Origin of the sequence: endosymbiont of Lamellibrachia barhami (assembly GCF_011947365.2) — a bacterium.
Classification (GTDB): Bacteria; Pseudomonadota; Gammaproteobacteria; order Chromatiales; family Chromatiaceae; genus QGON01.
On the sequence record NZ_JAAVSH020000001.1, the window covers coordinates 2,162,367 to 2,178,727 of the forward strand.

17 protein-coding genes are annotated in these 16,361 nt (G+C 56.4%); 9 read left to right on the top strand and 8 right to left on the bottom strand.

Annotation, left to right across the window (positions count from 1 at the left end; translation table 11 throughout):
* Positions 1-583: 583 nt before the first annotated feature.
* Together G9Q73_RS09685 and G9Q73_RS09690 are read left to right on the top strand one after the other, a co-directional pair.
* Positions 584-1,618, top strand: coding sequence for an AI-2E family transporter (locus G9Q73_RS09685; protein WP_177419604.1), 1,035 nt, complete (start codon positions 584-586; stop codon positions 1,616-1,618).
* Between the two features lie 328 nt (positions 1,619-1,946).
* Positions 1,947-2,138, top strand: a complete 192-nt coding sequence (locus G9Q73_RS09690) for a hypothetical protein (RefSeq protein WP_177419605.1) — start codon at positions 1,947-1,949, stop codon at positions 2,136-2,138.
* A 55-nt stretch (positions 2,139-2,193) separates the two neighbouring features.
* Here G9Q73_RS09690 and G9Q73_RS09695 read toward each other — a convergent pair whose 3' ends face one another.
* The 3 genes from G9Q73_RS09695 to G9Q73_RS09705 form a co-directional block, all read right to left on the bottom strand.
* Complete coding sequence (locus tag G9Q73_RS09695; RefSeq protein ID WP_177419606.1) at positions 2,194-2,760, bottom strand: PEP-CTERM sorting domain-containing protein; 567 nt, start codon at positions 2,758-2,760, stop codon at positions 2,194-2,196.
* Positions 2,761-3,167: 407 nt separating this feature from the next.
* Positions 3,168-4,427 carry an HDOD domain-containing protein gene (locus tag G9Q73_RS09700; RefSeq protein WP_177419607.1) on the bottom strand — a complete coding sequence of 420 codons (1,260 nt, stop codon included), beginning with the start codon at positions 4,425-4,427 and terminating at the stop codon, positions 3,168-3,170.
* Between the two features lie 22 nt (positions 4,428-4,449).
* Entirely contained in the window at positions 4,450-5,418 is a 969-nt protein-coding gene (locus G9Q73_RS09705; protein ID WP_439654687.1) for a dihydroorotate dehydrogenase, read from the bottom strand.
* 43 nt (positions 5,419-5,461) lie between these two features.
* Between G9Q73_RS09705 and trmL the strand changes: the two genes are divergently transcribed.
* The gene (trmL, locus tag G9Q73_RS09710; protein ID WP_177419608.1) at positions 5,462-5,926 is read left to right on the top strand and encodes a tRNA (uridine(34)/cytosine(34)/5-carboxymethylaminomethyluridine(34)-2'-O)-methyltransferase TrmL; all 465 of its coding nucleotides are present in this window, start codon (positions 5,462-5,464) and stop codon (positions 5,924-5,926) included.
* Between the two features lie 97 nt (positions 5,927-6,023).
* Here the strand turns inward: trmL and G9Q73_RS09715 are convergent, their stop codons facing one another.
* The 4 genes from G9Q73_RS09715 to G9Q73_RS09730 all read right to left on the bottom strand — a co-directional run bounded on the left by G9Q73_RS09715 (position 6,024) and on the right by G9Q73_RS09730 (position 8,424).
* Positions 6,024-7,040 carry an NAD(P)H-dependent glycerol-3-phosphate dehydrogenase gene (locus tag G9Q73_RS09715; RefSeq protein WP_369408871.1) on the bottom strand — a complete coding sequence of 339 codons (1,017 nt, stop codon included), beginning with the start codon at positions 7,038-7,040 and terminating at the stop codon, positions 6,024-6,026.
* Positions 7,024-7,503 carry a protein-export chaperone SecB gene (gene secB / locus G9Q73_RS09720; protein WP_177419610.1) on the bottom strand — a complete coding sequence of 160 codons (480 nt, stop codon included), beginning with the start codon at positions 7,501-7,503 and terminating at the stop codon, positions 7,024-7,026. Before secB ends, G9Q73_RS09715 begins: the two co-directional genes overlap by 17 nt.
* Positions 7,504-7,533: 30 nt before the next feature.
* Positions 7,534-7,956, bottom strand: a complete 423-nt coding sequence (locus tag G9Q73_RS09725) for a rhodanese-like domain-containing protein (RefSeq protein ID WP_177419611.1) — start codon at positions 7,954-7,956, stop codon at positions 7,534-7,536.
* Between the two features lie 108 nt (positions 7,957-8,064).
* The gene (locus G9Q73_RS09730) at positions 8,065-8,424 is read right to left on the bottom strand and encodes an ArsR/SmtB family transcription factor (RefSeq protein WP_281397576.1); all 360 of its coding nucleotides are present in this window, start codon (positions 8,422-8,424) and stop codon (positions 8,065-8,067) included.
* 216 nt (positions 8,425-8,640) lie between these two features.
* Between G9Q73_RS09730 and gpmI the strand changes: the two genes are divergently transcribed.
* The 6 genes from gpmI (at position 8,641) to G9Q73_RS09760 (ending at position 15,663) form a co-directional block, all read left to right on the top strand.
* Positions 8,641-10,197 (top strand): 2,3-bisphosphoglycerate-independent phosphoglycerate mutase, encoded by a 1,557-nt coding sequence (gene gpmI / locus G9Q73_RS09735; protein ID WP_177419612.1) that lies wholly within the window; start codon positions 8,641-8,643, stop codon positions 10,195-10,197.
* Positions 10,194-11,414: a murein hydrolase activator EnvC family protein gene (locus G9Q73_RS20440; protein WP_369408872.1), complete on the top strand. Its 1,221-nt coding sequence runs from the start codon at positions 10,194-10,196 to the stop codon at positions 11,412-11,414. Before gpmI ends, G9Q73_RS20440 begins: the two co-directional genes overlap by 4 nt.
* Positions 11,415-11,604: 190 nt before the next feature.
* Positions 11,605-12,930: a S41 family peptidase gene (locus tag G9Q73_RS09745; RefSeq protein WP_177419613.1), complete on the top strand. Its 1,326-nt coding sequence runs from the start codon at positions 11,605-11,607 to the stop codon at positions 12,928-12,930.
* Positions 12,930-13,772 (top strand): divergent polysaccharide deacetylase family protein, encoded by an 843-nt coding sequence (locus tag G9Q73_RS09750; protein WP_177419614.1) that lies wholly within the window; start codon positions 12,930-12,932, stop codon positions 13,770-13,772. The genes G9Q73_RS09745 and G9Q73_RS09750 overlap by 1 nt, the downstream gene beginning before the upstream one ends.
* Positions 13,700-14,248, top strand: coding sequence for a DJ-1 family glyoxalase III (locus G9Q73_RS09755; protein ID WP_177419615.1), 549 nt, complete (start codon positions 13,700-13,702; stop codon positions 14,246-14,248). Before G9Q73_RS09750 ends, G9Q73_RS09755 begins: the two co-directional genes overlap by 73 nt.
* 8 nt (positions 14,249-14,256) lie before the next feature.
* The gene (locus tag G9Q73_RS09760; RefSeq protein ID WP_177419616.1) at positions 14,257-15,663 is read left to right on the top strand and encodes an MBL fold metallo-hydrolase RNA specificity domain-containing protein; all 1,407 of its coding nucleotides are present in this window, start codon (positions 14,257-14,259) and stop codon (positions 15,661-15,663) included.
* Between the two features lie 7 nt (positions 15,664-15,670).
* Here G9Q73_RS09760 and G9Q73_RS09765 read toward each other — a convergent pair.
* Positions 15,671-16,361, bottom strand: a 691-nt coding sequence (locus G9Q73_RS09765) for a polysaccharide biosynthesis protein (protein WP_177419617.1), incomplete at its 5' end; no start/stop codon positions are given.

Here is a 16,361-nt window from a genome sequence, read left to right on the forward strand (position 1 = left end):
ACGGTGACGCACCGTTCCGGTTACGTATTTTACTTCGCACAAACAGGTAGCTCGGCGTTGGGTCACGCTACGCCGGTATAGAAGAACGCAAATTCGTTGGGGCATTCATGGACGTACCGCGGGTTTCCGTGCCCTCGTGCCGCAGGTGATCCTCCCCACCGATCGAAGCTGATCACAGGGGTTACGAGTTACAGGTATTCAGGGACCGGCGATGCTCGATGAGGACGACGGCGGTACAGATTGCCGATATTCAATACACCTTTGATGACGCGTCGTGCTCCGGTCGATCACCGATCAACTTGAGTCTGGAAGTACGACGTAACGAAAAAACTCTGGCAGCTGCAGACCCCTGTGCCTCTATTCAAATAGTGTTTGACCAGAAATACCGTTTTTACCACGAAGCGCACGAAGTACACGAAAAAATTTTATTGTTAATCAATCTTTTACCTTCGCGCGCTTCGTGTTCTTCGCGGTTAAATGTGGGTTTTCGGGCGGACGCTAAGTCGCTCAAGTAACTGTGACGACCATAGGGTGCAAACCTGCCCACAATATGCGATTAGGGTGGCTGAGTAGAGGAACACCAATGCAAGGAAATTCGCAATTATCACCAACCTCACGCTTCCTGCTGCTGGCTGCCGCCTTTGTGGTGCTGGTAGCGGGAATGAAAGCCGCAGTCTCGCTGCTGGTGCCCTTTCTGCTGGCGCTCTTTATCTCCGTGATAGCCGCACCACCCCTGTTTCTCCTCAAGCAGAGAGGCATTCCAACCGCACTGGCGTTGCTGATCGTGATCTTGGGCATCGTCGGCACGGGTTTGCTGTTGGGCTGGCTTGTGGGTGGTTCGCTGAACGACTTTATCAATAACCTGCCGAAATACCAGGAGCGGCTGGCGGCACAAAGTCAGAGCTTTCTGGTCTGGCTGGGTGAACAGGGTGTGGAGGTTGATGAGCGTACGCTGACCACCTATTTTGATACAGGAAAGGCGATGGCGATGGCCGGAAAAGTCCTGAGCAGTCTGGGAAATGTACTGACCGAAGCGCTGTTCATCCTTATCACGGTCATTTTTATTCTGCTCGAGGCGGCAGGATTCCGCCGCAAATTACATCTATTTGTTAAAGACCCGGAAGCCGCGCTGAGCCATATTGAAAAGATTACCTCGGATATCAAGCGCTATATGTCGATCAAGACCTCAACCAGCCTGCTGACCGGCGTGATCATTGCGGTATGGCTGCAGGTGTTGGGTGTGGATTATCCGATCCTCTGGGGAACAGTAGCCTTCCTCTTTAACTATATACCCAACATCGGCTCCATCATTGCAGCGATACCGGTGGTGTTGCTCGCCTTGATCCAGCTGGGTGCAGGGGCTGCACTCTGGACTGCAGTCGGCTACCTGGTGGTCAACAATCTGGTTGGCAATGTGATTGAGCCCCGTTTCATGGGGCGTGGTCTGGGACTCTCCCCGCTGATCGTATTTCTCTCTCTGGTGTTCTGGGGCTGGATCCTGGGTCCGGTGGGCATGTTCCTGTCGGTGCCTCTGACCATGATCGTGAAGATCATCCTTGATAGCAGCGATGAGACAAGAGTCATTGCCGATTTCCTGGGGCCTGAACCGGAAAAATAGGGGTGGGCTCACAAGGGGTGCTTGCAGGGCATCCTCGACAATGTCTGGCTTGTCGGAATTTTTTACAGTCCATAATGGGGTTTTTACATTTTGAAGAGGAATATAATTTGTATTTTGAGGGGGTTTTTTAATTATTTAATAAATACAGTGGGTTAATGCTGTTTTTCTAGAAGTGTCAATAAATGTTACATGTCGGATAATTTTACAAAGTGTTGGCGTTTGGTCTTCTTGGGTATTTGTTTTTATATATAAAACATAAGGTTATAAAAGTTGGCACGCTGGGTGCAACTGTTTAGGCAAATTACGAATTTTCTCAACGGAGAGACACATGAACATTAAAAACATCATTACAGGCATCATCTGCAGCACTGCGCTGATTGCCGGTTCCGCGTCTGCGGCGCTCTACGAATTCAACAATGCCGAGTGGGCTTCCTGGGTTCTGATCGACAACGATGCCGATCTGAACACTGATCCCAATGTCTGGATTTCCACAGGCGTCAATGATTTCTTCCCAGATTAAACAAACCCCGCCGAAGCGGGGTCTGTTCGATCGCTCAAAGCGTAGCGGGTATTGCTTAGCTTTTACGACGGCGTGCAGCACCAAGACCCAGCAGGCCCAGGCCCATCAGGGCGAGGGCGGCAGGCTTAGGAACTATGCCGTGGATCTGGCCGGGGGTGCGATTGTCATCACTGAAGTCGTAACCCACGCTGAAACCCATGCCCTGGATATTGGCGGCATCGAAACCAGCAATACTGGCGAAGGAGATGGTATTGAAACCAGTGTGATTCTTCTCTACGGAAACAGCGGCAGCACTCTCAGTGATGTTGCCATCCTGATCACGAATCCACAGGGAGAAGTCAACGCCGTGCTTTGTCATGTCAGAGCTGTTTTCAAAGTTCAGCTTGATGCCGTCGAAACCGCTCAGGTCAAAGCTGCCGCCGTCAGCGCCGAAGTAGGCGACGGAGTACTCGTCAGCCGTAGCCAGACCGCCAGAGCCATTGTTTTCCCAGAAGGCGTTGAACTCGCCCTGATCATTGACGCCTGTGGAAATCCAGACATTGGGATCAGTGTTCAGATCGGCATCGTTGTCGATCAGAACCCAGGAAGCCCATCGGCATTTGCTGAATCTGTAGAGCGTCAAGCTGACGCGGAACCGGCAATCAGCGCAGTGCTGCAGATGACGCCGGTAATGATATTTTTAATGTTCATCTATTAATCTCGCTTTATTTATTTTTGAGTAGTCACAAAATGTTGCAAATGGTTATATGCAGATCCTGTGCCAGTCTTTTTAATTCTTTGTTATTTATGATAATTAATTAATTTTGTGAATTTTTATTACGACTGACTGTAAAAAGATCCGACAGAACCGCGTTTTAATTCTATCTGCCTGCTGTTGCGCTATCTTATTGTTAATTAAGTGATTTATGAAGTTAATAGGCAAGCTGCTCTGGCGCAGCAGTCATTTTTGTGAACCAGTTCCGTAACAGGGTGTTAAAAATTCCGACAGAGTGAAAAATCCGGATCTATTTTGCTGGCGGCAGATGGGAATCAACTGTTAAGTAGCGCCTGAGCGCCGGCAATCTGGTCGGCAGCATCTTCCAGAATCTGGATGCTCAGTTCAGGGGTGAGATCGCCGATATCGAGTTTTTGAAATGCAGGCACCCTATCGAGGGTCGGCAGGGTTTTCATTTCCGGTGTGCCAATGTAACTATGGAGTTGCGCGACAATCACCAGATCGGTGTAATCAGCCTCTTCAGGGCGCTCTCTGGTCCAGTCCTCGGCCTCTCGGGTAACGACAACCAGATCCTCAAGGAAACCCCATGCGGTCAGGATGTGGCAACCGATCACTCCGCGCATATCCTTCATCACCTGTTCCAACTGCTGCTCGTTGTTGGCGATTTCGGGAAAATTCTCTGCATAACTCAGGATGGCCACTTCACCTATATCGTGCAGAAGTCCCGCCAGCAATGCGTGTTCCGGATTGAAGCGTCGTGAAAGTTTGGCCAGTACGAAGCAGATGCCAGCCACCTGTGTACTGTGTTTCCATAGTTTACGCATCTGATCCTGTAGCACTCTGGAGTGTGCGTTGAAGAGTTCGCGCAAGGCAAAGGTAAGAACCAGCTTGTGCGTGGTGGTGTTTCCCAGGCGGATGATGGCGGCAGTACAGCTGGCGGAGGGCGACAGGCCGGCATAGAGCGCACTGTTCGCTGCACGGATCAGTTTTGTGGTGATAACCGGATCGGCCTGGACTATCCTGGCGAGGTGCTCGGCATCGGTATCCTCGTCTTCGATGGCGCGCCCGACTTTGATGGCAACATCGGGCAGACTGGGAAGGATCAGCCGGTCGTTTTGCAGATCCGTCAGCAATGCCTGGGAGAGCCGGTTTTCTGTTTCGTCTTTTTCGTATTGGCCGTTGAGGGAGGCGAGCTCTTCACTTGCCAGGGTTTCAAGGCTGTCATTGGTCAAGCCGTCCAGGAGACGGTTGTCGATGAGAAAATATACGATAGGTGTAACTACGGCGACATCGTATTGTCTGGGAATCAGATGAGCGATCGGGTTCATCGCCTGAACTGAACCCGCTTCGATCTCAGAGACGTGGCCATCGGCGGTTTCCAGTTTTACCCGGCCTTTTAGCAGATAGAGGCTGAAGGCGTCCCTGGATCCCATCGAAAGGAGCTTCTTGCCACGGATCTCTGTTCGTAGATGGAGCGCATGGGAGAGCAGTTTCAGCTGATCTTCACTTAGCCCCTCCATGGGATGGAGTTTGCCAAGAATTTCGGGTGGCGGATGTTGTCCGGTTACTGCCATGGCTTAGTGTCGTTTGTTAAGCTCAGCAGCCGCACCTGGGTGCCGGTTGCTGATGGAGTTGCAGCGTTCCGACCAGCCGGTCCACCGAGGGCAGTTCGTGCCGCACTAGATACGCCTCGATGCCACTATTGATCTTGCTGCAGATCAGCGGATCGTAGAAGAGCGCTGTACCTATACCTACGGCGCTGGCCCCGGCGATAATGAATTCAATGGCATCTTCCGGCGTGGTGATACCGCCCTGTCCGATTATTGGGATATTGTGATCCCGGCAAACCTGATAGACCTGGTGAACCTTGAGCAGGGCGACCGGTTTGATGGCCGGGCCGGAGAGACCGCCCTGGTTGTTGCCGATAACCGGTGTGCGGCTTTCGATGTCGATGGCCATACCCATCAGGGTATTGATCACCGAGAAGGCGTCGCTGCCGGCCTCGATGCAGCCCTTGGCATTGCCGGCGATGTCGGTCTGATTTGGGGAGAGTTTGGTGATCAGTGGTTTGTTGGTGGCTTTGCGGCAGGCCTCCACCACCCGTGCAGACATGGCGGGGTCGTTGCCGAAGGCCACGCCGCCCTCCTTTACATTGGGACAGGAGATGTTGATCTCGATGGCGTCGATGGGGGAGTCGTCGAAACGCCGTGTGACCTCATGATACTCCGCCACCGAAGAGCCGGAGACATTGGCGATGAAGCGGGTCTCGCTGAAGTCGAGAGAGGGCAGGATCTCATTCACCACCTTGTCAACCCCGGGATTTTGCAGGCCGATGGCGTTGAGCATACCTGCCGGCGTCTCGTAGACCCGGTGAGGCCGATTGCCGGGGCGGGGTTCCAGGGTCGTCCCCTTGAGGCAGACTGCACCGGCGTCGCGGTTGCTAAAACCTTTGACTCGCGTGTACTCTTCGCCAAAACCGACACAGCCGGAGAGCAGCACGATTGGGGTGCTGAAGGGCATGCCGCAGAACTCTATCGCCAGGGGGGATGGGTCAGTTTGGGTCATCGTCACTTGCATCTGTTTCTAACTTGAGGTCACACGGAGCAGAATGTTCCACATTGTTCTATACGAACCGGAGATTCCACCAAATACCGGTAATATCATACGCCTCTGCGCAAATAGCGGTAGCCATTTGCATCTGATCCACCCGCTGGGTTTCGAGCTCGACGACAAGCGTCTGCGCCGGGCCGGACTCGATTACCATGAGTGGGCGGAGTTGCAGGAGCACGCTTCGCTGCAGGCCTTCCTGCAGAAGGTTGCACCACCCCGTCTTTTTGCCTGTACTACCAAGGGGAAGCGGGCCTACGCCGATGTCGGGTTTGCACCGGGGGATGCCCTGCTTTTTGGGCCGGAAAGTCGCGGTCTGCCCCAGCCGCTGTTGGATGGGCTGGACGATTCGAAGCTGTTGCGTATCCCGATGCAACCGCAAAATCGCAGTCTAAACCTCTCCAACGCCGTTGCCATTATCCTCTACGAGGCGTGGAGGCAGCAGGGTTTTGACGGGGCTATATAATGTCAGGGGTCGGAGTCAAACCGCCTCAACCACGTCGTTTTAACCGCCATAGTTTGCGCGGTTTGACTCCGACCCCATCAATCCAGGCGCGAACGGCCTAGTCCTCAGCCCTCTGGCGCCGATCGAGCAGGCTGTGAACCGCCTCCTTCGGCGGCAAACCTTCATAGAGCACCTTGTAGACCTGCTCCGAGATCGGCATCTCAACGTCCATCTTGCGGGCAAGCTGGTAGACCTCGGAGGCGGTCTGTACGCCCTCCACTTCCTGGCCGATCTCTACTTTTGCCTGCTCGATGGTCAGGCCGCGGGCAAGGGCGAGCCCCATGCGCCGATTGCGCGATTGGTTGTCGGTGCAGGTGAGTACCAGGTCGCCGAGGCCGGCCAGCCCCATGAAGGTTTCCGTCTTGCCCCCGAGGGACTGGCCAAGCCGCATGACCTCTGCGAGTCCACGGGTAATCAGTGCGGCACGGGTGTTGGCGCCGAAACCGAGGCCGTCCGCAATGCCTGCCGCGATGGCCAATACATTCTTGCTGGCGCCGCCGACCTGTACGCCGGTGATGTCGCGACTGGTGTAGGCGCGAAACCAAGATGCGTGCAGATAGGCGGCGACTCTCTCTGCATGGGCGCTGGATTCCGAAGCAACGGTGACCGCCGTGGGCAGGCCGCGGGCGACTTCGCCGGCAAAGGTGGGGCCAGAGATGACCGCAAGTTCGGGGCGTTGCAGGATGTCGCTGGCGACATCGGAGAGCAGACGCTGGGTGCCGGGCTCGAATCCCTTGGTAGCCCAGGAGACGCCAACGCTGGGCGCCAGCAGCGGGGCAATGGTCTGCACAACAGTACTAAAGGCGTGGCTTGGTACCGCCACCAGCACTTCGGATACCCCGGACAGCGCCCGGTTGAGATCGGTTTCCGGTTTCAGAGATTCAGGAAAGGGAATATCGGGCAGAAAGTGCTGGTTCTGGCGATCCTGCTGTAGGCGTTCGATCTCCTCAGGGATGTGTCCCCAGAGACGCACATCATACTGATTGTGGCTGAGCAGGATGGCCAGGGCCGTGCCCCAGGATCCTGCTCCCAGTACGGCGATGGCAGTGTCTGATGGCTTAATGGGTTTTGCCACTGTCGCCTTCCGCCATCTTTTTTGCCAATTCCTGCTGGTGCTGGGCATAGAGGGCATCGAAATTGACAGGCTGCAGGACCATCTGCGGGAAACTGCCCTTGGTAACCATGTCGGAGATCGCTTCGCGCACATAGGGGAAGAGCAGGTTGGGGCAGTAAGAGCCGACAACCGCGCCCATCTCCTGATCCGAAAAGCCGCTGATGGAGAAGATTCCCGCTTGCTGCACTTCCGCGAGATAGGCGGTTTGCTCGCCGACTTTGGTGGTTACGGTAACATTGAGAACGACTTCATAGATGTTCTCACTCAAGGTGTTGACCTCGGTAATCATGTTGACGTTGGTCTCCGGCTTCCACTCCTTCTGGAAGACGGACGGAGAGTTCGGCGTTTCAAAAGAGACGTCTTTCAGATAGATGCGTTGTATAGAGAGTTCTCGGTTCGGCTGCTCTTGTTTCGCTTCGGACATGGTGCTGATTCCTTCGTTTTCGTGAAAATTTTATTTTTTGCGCGTTATCGGCAGGTCGGCGCTCTGCCACGCCAGGATGCCGCCGCGCAGATTAAAAGCCTGTTCAAACCCCGCTTTGCGCAGTGTTTGGCAAGCGCCTGCGGATTGGGCGCCGGAGCGGCAGCTGACGATGATCGGCTGGTCCTTGTGTTTTTCCAGAGAACCAAGTTGGTTGGCAAAACCGTTCATGGGAATGTTGATGGCGTTGATGATATGGCCTTTGTGGAAATCGGCGGCGGGACGAATGTCAAGCACCACAGCATCCTGATGGTTGATCATCACGGTGGCGCCGGTCGGATCCACGGAGCCCTTGTTGCCCTGCAGCAGGTTATGGACCAGTAGCCCGCCAACCGCCAACAGTGCCAGCACCAGAATCAAGTGGTTGGTGGAGAACTCGATGAGTTGTTGCAGCATTCAGGGGCCTCTATATAAGCCAGAAAGAGTTTGGAAAGTGGGGGAGTGTATAACAGGAACAAGCTCCGGGGTAACCCGGAGCTCAAAAACTGTGCATGACAAGGCGTATCAGGCGTGAGTGCAGAAGACTTCGCGCATCATGCCGATCAGCCGTAAAGTGCGGAAATCACTGACCCGGTAGTAGACCCGGTTGGCATCTTTCCGTGAGGCGAGAATGCCTTTGTCGCGCAGGATGGCAAGATGCTGTGAGATATTGCTCTGGGACGTGCCGACCTGATCGACAATCTCCTGGACGCTTATCTCCTGATCACCCAGGGTACAGAGGATTTTCAGTCGCAACGGATGGGACATGGCCTTCAGCGAGCGGGAGGCACGGTCGATATCATCGTCAGTGGCAAACAGGGTATCGAATTCGGCCGTATCGGCATTCAGTACGGGTTTGTTGGGTTTACCGAATTTGTGTTCCATGGAAATGACCTTATTAATGACTAATACAATAATACGCTGTTTTAACAGGGCTTGAGAACCCCCTGATTTATTCGGGTTTTCCCTGATAAGCAGGACGATGTCAGGATGGGGCATTCTGGCCTGAAAATTTGAAAAGTGTTCTAATGCAAAGGTTTATCAGCAACCTGCCGGGGTGGACATCCCGTTGCAGAGCGAAAGAGAAGTAAGAGAGTTGTCATGACGGATAAGCCAAAACCTGTCGTCCTTCTCATATTGGACGGCTGGGGATATAGAGAAGACGAGAGTGCAAACGCAATACTTGCGGCCAGCACACCGGTTTGGGATCGGTTGTGGAAAGAGTATCCCCATACCCTGATCCACACCTCTGGCGCCGCAGTCGGGCTGCCTGGCGGGCAGATGGGCAATTCCGAGGTGGGTCATCTGAACCTGGGAGCCGGCCGGGTGGTCTATCAGGAATTTACCCGGGTCAGTCGCTCCATTCGCACCGGTTCCTTCTTCTCCAACCAGACCCTCACCAGCGCGGTGGACAAGGCGGTGGAGATGGACAAGGCGGTGCATATCCTTGGTCTGCTCTCGCCCGGTGGTGTGCACAGTCATGAAAAGCATATTCACGCGATGGTGAAACTGGCGGTTGATCGGGGCGTAAAGAAGGTTTATCTGCATGCCTTCCTGGATGGGCGTGACAGGCCGCCGAAAAGCGCCGAGGCATCATTGCAGGCGATGAACGATGTCTTCGCCGAATTGGGCACCGGCAGGATTGCCAGTATCGTGGGTCGTTACTACGCGATGGATCGTGATAACCGCTGGTGCAGGACGGAGGTCGCTTATGATCTGCTGACCCAGGGTAGTGCGGATTACAGCGCGACGGACGCCTGTGAAGGGTTGCTGCAAGCCTATGAGCGCGGTGAAACCGATGAGTTCGTTAAACCCACGGCGATTGTGCCAGAGGGCGGATCCCGGGTGGGGATCGAAGAGGATGACGTGGTGTTCTTCCTCAACTACCGGTCAGATCGTGCGCGACAGTTGACGCGCCCGTTTATCGAGGAGAATTTTGCCGATTTCGAGCGCAATGCATGGGTGCCGCTTGGTGCTTTTGTCAGTCTGACTCAGTACCACAAAGGTTTCGAAATCCCCGTCGCCTTCCCACCCGAGCGGCTCAAGAACGGATTCGGCGAATATATTGCAAAGCTGGGCATGCGCCAGTTGAGGTTGGCTGAGACGGAGAAATATGCCCATGTCACCTTCTTCTTCAATGGCGGCCGTGAAGAGCCGTTTGAAGGAGAGGACCGCATTCTGGTGCCCTCACCCAGAGTGGCGACCTACGACGAGAAGCCGGAGATGAGTGCGGAGGAGGTGACCGACCATCTGGTAGAGGCGATCAGAGGTGGCAAATATGACGTTATCATCTGTAACTTTGCCAACTCCGACATGGTGGGCCATACCGGTATTCAGGAGGCGGCGGAGCAGGCCATCGAGACCATCGATCACTGTCTTGGCCGGGTTCAGAAAGCGTTGCACAAAGCGGGCGGGGAGATGTTGATTACAGCCGATCACGGCAATGCGGAGCAGATGGAGGATTTTGCCCACCACCAGCCCCATACCGCCCACACGCTCAATCCAGTGCCGTTGATCTATGTCGGCCGGGAGGGGACCCTGGATGAGAGTGGCGCCCTGTGCGACATCGCTCCGACCCTGTTGAAACTGATGGCGCTCGACCAGCCCGGTGAGATGAAAGGGCATGCGCTGATCAGATTTGAGGAAGAGGCGGAGTGATCCAACGCGCCGGTGCCGCCGCCACGCTGCTGGCATTGGTGCTGTGCGCTGCGATACCTGGCGTCTCCGTCGCGGCTGAAAAAGCGCAACTGCAGCAAAAGAGTGAGGAGCTGGCCCGGGTCAAGGCCCGTATTAAGCAACTACAGACTCAGTTGCAGTCGGCGGAGGGTGAGCGCCAGGGGCATAACAGCGCACTGCGGGAGACCGAAGAGCGCATCGGTGATCTGGCCAGGCGTATTCGGGTCATCGCCGTGAGCCTCGATCGCCAGCGCCAGCGCATGGCGGAGTTGGAACAGGAGCGGGCCGACGCCCGGCTGCAACTCGATTTTCATCGCCAGACGATGGAGCAGCAGATTCGGGCCGCCTACATCATGGGAAGGCAGGAGAAGGTGAAGATTCTGTTGAATCAGCAGGATCCCGCCGTGGTCAGCCGGGTGATGGTGTATTACGATTACCTCAACGATGCGCGCCTGGCCCGCATGAACCTGATTCGCGACAGTCTGCAGCGTCTGGCCAAAATCGAGCAGGCGATCTCAGAAGAGGAGCAGCGACTGCAACAACTGCAGGCCAAGGAGGCGGCGGAGCGAGAGCAACTGGAGCGGACTCGGGTTGGCCGGGAGCGGGTGATAGCTGCACTCAATGCGCGCCTTCGCAATAGGGGACAGGAGCTGGATCAGCTCAAGGCCAATGAGAAGCAACTCTCATCCCTGTTGGCGAATATTCAGGAGGCGTTGGCGGACATTCCAATGGAGCGCCTTACGCATAAACCGTTCAGTCAACTTAAAGGCCGCCTGCCCTGGCCCTCAAAAGGCAGATTGGCGGCCAGTTTCGGTTCTCCCAGGAAGGTTGGAAAACTGCGCTGGGACGGCGTGCTGATATCCGCGCCCGAGGGGCGGGAGGTCAAGGCGGTGCATTATGGGCGCGTGGCCTTTGCCGATTGGCTGCGGGGTTTTGGACTGCTGCTGATTGTCGATCACGGTGACGGTTATATGAGCCTCTACGGTCACAACCAGAGTCTCTTCAAGGAGACGGGCGAGTGGGTCGATCCGGGAGAGGTGGTGGCGTTGGTGGGTAGCAGCGGCGGCCGCAGTACGTCTGGGGTCTACTTTGGCATTCGTCATAATGGCGCGGCGGTGAACCCGAAGAAGTGGTGTCGGCGTACCAAAGGCAAGCGAATCAGTGTGGTTCGCTCACACGCCGTAAACAATAGAGTGTAGGATGCCGGTGAGCTTGTGAACCGCATCAGTCGGGTTTGGAATCCGCGAACGATGCGGTTCGCAAGCTCACCACCTCCTACACGCTTACCACAAGGTCAGATTGCACTATGTTGTGTGGAAGCGGTCTTAATCAGTCTGAACCGACTATTGAATTTTATCGCCAGAGCGCGATGTTTGCAGGAAGAATGGGATGAAGCCTTCGTTTCACAGCTTTTATATACTAAGCCTCGGTGCTCTATTCGGGATGGGTTTGCCGGTGGCGGGATTTGCTGCAGCCCAGCCTGACAAGCAGGCCGTCGAACTGCCGCTGCAGGAGCTGCGCACCTTTGCCGACATCTTCGGCCGCATCAAGGCCAGCTATGTGGAGCCGGTGGAAGACAAGGTACTGCTGGAGAGTGCTATCCGCGGCATGCTCTCCGATCTTGATCCCCACTCGAGTTACCTCAATGAAGAGGAGTACAAAGAGCTGCGGGTTGGCACCAGTGGTGAATTCGGTGGCCTCGGCATAGAGGTGGGCATGGAGGATGGCTTCATCAAGGTCATCTCTCCCATCGACGATACCCCGGCACAGCGGGCAGGCGTCCTTGCCGGTGACCTGATTGTGCGGCTGGATGATACGCCGGTGAAGGGGCTCTCCCTGAACGAGGCCGTTAACATGATGCGCGGCAAGCCCGGTAGCAGTCTTGTTCTGACAATTGCCCGGAAGGGGGTGGAAAAACCCCTGAAGATCGAGGTGGTGCGTGCGGTCATCAAGGTGACCAGCGTCAAGAGCCGGCTGCTGGATGAGCGCTTTGCCTATGTGCGCATCTCCCAGTTTCAGTCGCATACCGCCGACGACATGCTGAAGGCAGTACGCAAACTGGAGGCGTCAGCAAAGGCGGGACTGAAGGGATTGGTGCTCGATCTGCGCAATAACCCCGGAGGGGTACTCAATGCGGCGGTGTCCGTAAGCGATGCCTTTCTGGAACAGGGGCTGATCGTCTATACCGAAGGCCGGGTGAGCGACTCCGCGCTGCGCTTTGAGGCGGCGCCGGACGATGTGCTCAAGGGCGCGCCCATCGTGGTGTTGGTCAATGCCGGTTCGGCGTCAGCCTCGGAAATCGTCGCCGGTGCGCTGCAGGATCATAACCGTGCGGTCATCATGGGCAAGCAGACATTTGGCAAGGGCTCGGTGCAGACCATTATCCCGATCAATCAACACTCGGCAGTGAAATTGACCACCGCCCGTTATTTTACCCCTTCAGGCCGATCTATCCAGGCGGAGGGCATCACGCCCGACATTGAGCTGGAAGATGTGGAGGTGTCCGCGCCGAAAGACAATGGCGTGAAGCCGTTGAAAGAAGCTGACCTTTCCGGGCATCTGGAAAACGGCAATGGGAAAGCAAAAAAACGGGCAGGGAAGAAAAAGGACGACAAAGAGAGTAAGGGTTCTTTGGCGGCCCGGGACTACCAGCTCAGTGAAGCGCTCAATCTGTTGAAAGGGTTGGTGATTCTGCAAAAACGCAAGGCAGGCTGATGAGCGGCCTCCGGCAAACATGTAAACGCCTGTTGCTGGGGTTTGCCGCCATTGTTATGCCGGGAGCCCAGGCGGATGTGGCAGTGGGTGCCGGGAACTCCCCGGTCTTTATCGCGCTGATCATCGACGATATGGGCAACCGGCGTGAAGCCGGTGAGGCAGCGCTGGCCTTGCCGGGCGCCATCACATACTCGTTTCTGCCGCACACCCCGTTTGCCAAAGTGCAGGCCGGTATCGCCCACGCCACTGAGAGAGAGGTGATGCTTCATCTGCCGATGGAGTCGAACGAAAACTATCCGCTGGGCGCGGGCGGTCTGACGATGGACATGGAACGGGATGCATTTGTCCTGACACTCGCTGAGGACATCGCATCGATCCCGTATGTGGCCGGCATCAACAACCATATGGGCAGCCGAATGACCAGTGATCTGGAGGCGATGCGTTGGCTGATGGCAGCGCTCAGAGATTCGGACCTCTTTTTTATCGACAGTCGTACCTCAGACCAGACCCAGGCTGAAGCGGTGGCCAGGGAGAATCTGGTGGCCGTCACGCGGCGCAACGTCTTTCTCGACAACGAGCGGGATCCGGAGGCGATCCGGGCGCAGTTCCAAAACCTGATTCGTCTGGCAAAGAGAGACGGCAGTGCAGTTGGCATCGGTCATCCGCATCCAGAGACCCTGGAGATTCTGGCGGAGATGTTACCGCTGCTCGAACGCGAGGGGGTGCAGCTTGTGCCGGCCTCGCATCTGACAAACCAGGAGAGAAGAATATGGCACGCGTCCTCGTCCCCCTCGCCCAAGGCTGTGAAGAACTCGAAGCCGCCACCATCACCGACCTACTGACCCGTGCCGGGGTGGAAGTGGTGACGGCCGGCCTCGATGATCAACCGGTCAAAGCCGCTAAAGGCTTGACTATCCTGCCCGACACCACCCTCGACGCCGTTGTGGACGAGTCGTTCGATATGATCGTGCTGCCCGGCGGACTGCCCGGCGCGGACTATCTGGATCAGGATCCTCGCATCCATCGTCTGCTGCAGCGCCTTGCGGGGGAGGGGGGTTACACCGCGGCAATCTGTGCCGGCCCCAAAGTGCTGGCCAGCGCCGGACTGCTGGAGGGCCGTTCCGCCACCAGCTATCCCGGCGTGCTGGACGGGATGGATCTGCCGGGCGTGGATGTGGACCTGCGGCCGGTGATTGCGGACGGCAAGGTAATCACCTCCCGTGGGCCGGGGACGGCGATGGACTTTTCCCTGGCGCTGATCGAAGCACTTGAAGGCAAAGCCAAAAGGGATGAGGTGGAGGCCGGTCTGGTTCGCTGATTTCGCACATGGACGAGTTTCAGATCATTCACCACGGAGCGGTGACAGGCGTTACCGGTTCCTGCCACGAACTGTTTGTCGGTGCTGGAAACAGCGTACTCATCGACTGTGGCCTGTTTCAGGGGGAAGAGGCCTCCCCCGGTGGTGCCCACGCGGATCAGCTGGAGATTGACTTCGATATCCGCCAGGTGCGGGCGCTGCTGGTGACGCATTGCCACATCGACCATGTCGGGCGCATTCCCTGGCTGATTGGGGCAGGCTTCGATGGGCCGATCTACTGTTCCGAACCCACCGCAGAACTGCTGCCCCTGGTGCTCGAAGATGCGCTGCGAATAGGCGTTACCCGTAACGAAGGGTTGATCCGCCGTTTCCTCAAACGTATCAAAAAGAGACTCAAGCCCCTTGGATATGCTCAGTGGGCAGTGGTTCTACAGACCTCCAGCGGGACTTCCCTGAAGATTCGTTTTCAGCCAGCCGGACATATTCTTGGCTCCGCTTATATCGAATGTCAGGCCAAGGTTGCCGGCGAGCAAAAAAAGATCATCTTTTCAGGGGACCTGGGGGCTCCCTATGCGCCCCTGCTGTCCGCCCCAAAGCCACCCTATTCAGCGGACCTGCTGGTGCTGGAAAGTACCTATGGAAATCGTTTGCACGAGGGGCGACAGGAGCGTCGCAATAGGCTGCAGGCGGTGGTGGAGCGCTGCTTTGCCAACCGGGGTGTGATCCTGTTCCCGGCCTTCAGTATTGGACGCACCCAGGAACTGCTCTATGAACTGGAAACGATTATCCACCAGTGTCGTGGCCGCAAGGCGGGTCGGAATATTGATTGGGATGATGTGGAGGTCATCGTTGACTCGCCGCTGGCCAGCGAATTCACCAAGGTCTACCGGCGTCTGCAACCGTTTTGGGACCGCGAGGCAAAACGCCGCCTCATGCAGGGCCGTCATCCCCTCAGCTTCGAGCAGATGACGACCATCAGAGAGCATCGGGATCATCTGGCCACCGTCAACTATCTACAAAAGACGGCCCGTCCGACTATCGTGCTGGCCGCCAGCGGCATGTGCAGCGGGGGACGAATCGTCAACTATCTCAAGGCGCTGATCGGCGATTCTCGTACCGATGTGGTGTTTGTGGGGTATCAGGCGGCAGGCACGCCGGGAAGAGCCATTCAGCGCTACGGGCCGGAAGGCGGTTATGTCTTTCTCGATGAGAAACGCTACACCATCAGGGCAGGTGTCTATACGCTGGGTGGTTATTCGGCCCATGCCGACAGGGATTCATTGGTGCGATTTGTGAAAGGTATGCGCAGGCCGCCCGCAGAGGTGCGTCTGGTGCACGGTGATGATGAGGCCAAGCGGGTGTTGAAAGAGGCGCTGCAGGAGGCGCTCCCGGAGACGAAGGTCGAGATCCCCTGAGCGGCGGCTATTTTTTCAGATAGATGGTATCCCCCTCGTTGGTGCTGGACTGCCCGTTCGGTTGGGGGCCGTGCTCCGGCACCAGGGAGTGCAGCGCCTCGTTCAGTCGCTGGATGTCCATGGATTCACAGGCTTCGGCAACCACTTTCATGGTCTCATTGAGACCGTCCCAGTCCACCTTGCGGTGGCGTGCGAGTAACACCTTTTCGTGCCGGGTCTTGTCGAGCGTCTCTTTTTCGTGGAACAGCTCCTCGAACAGCTTCTCTCCAGGGCGCAGGCCAATGTACTCGATTTCGATATCCTCCCCCGGCTTTTTACCAGAGAGGTGGATCATCTGTTCAGCCAGATAGCTGATCTTTACCGGTTCACCCATGTCCAACACAAAGATCTCACCGCCATCCCCAAGCACTACCGTCTGCATGATCAGCTGGCAGGCCTCCGGGATAGTCATGAAGTAACGCTCAATGCGGGGGTCGGTCACTGTGACCGGCCCGCCTGCGGCGATCTGCTTGCGGAAGAGGGGAATCACGCTACCCGCTGAGCCGAGCACATTACCGAAACGGGTGGTGATAAACCGGGTGTTGGAGTGTGCATTGAGATTTTGGCAGAAGATCTCCGCTGCGCGCTTGCTGGCGCCCATAATGTTGGCCGGGTTGACCGCCTTGTCGGTAGAGACCAGCACGAAGACGCTGCTGTTG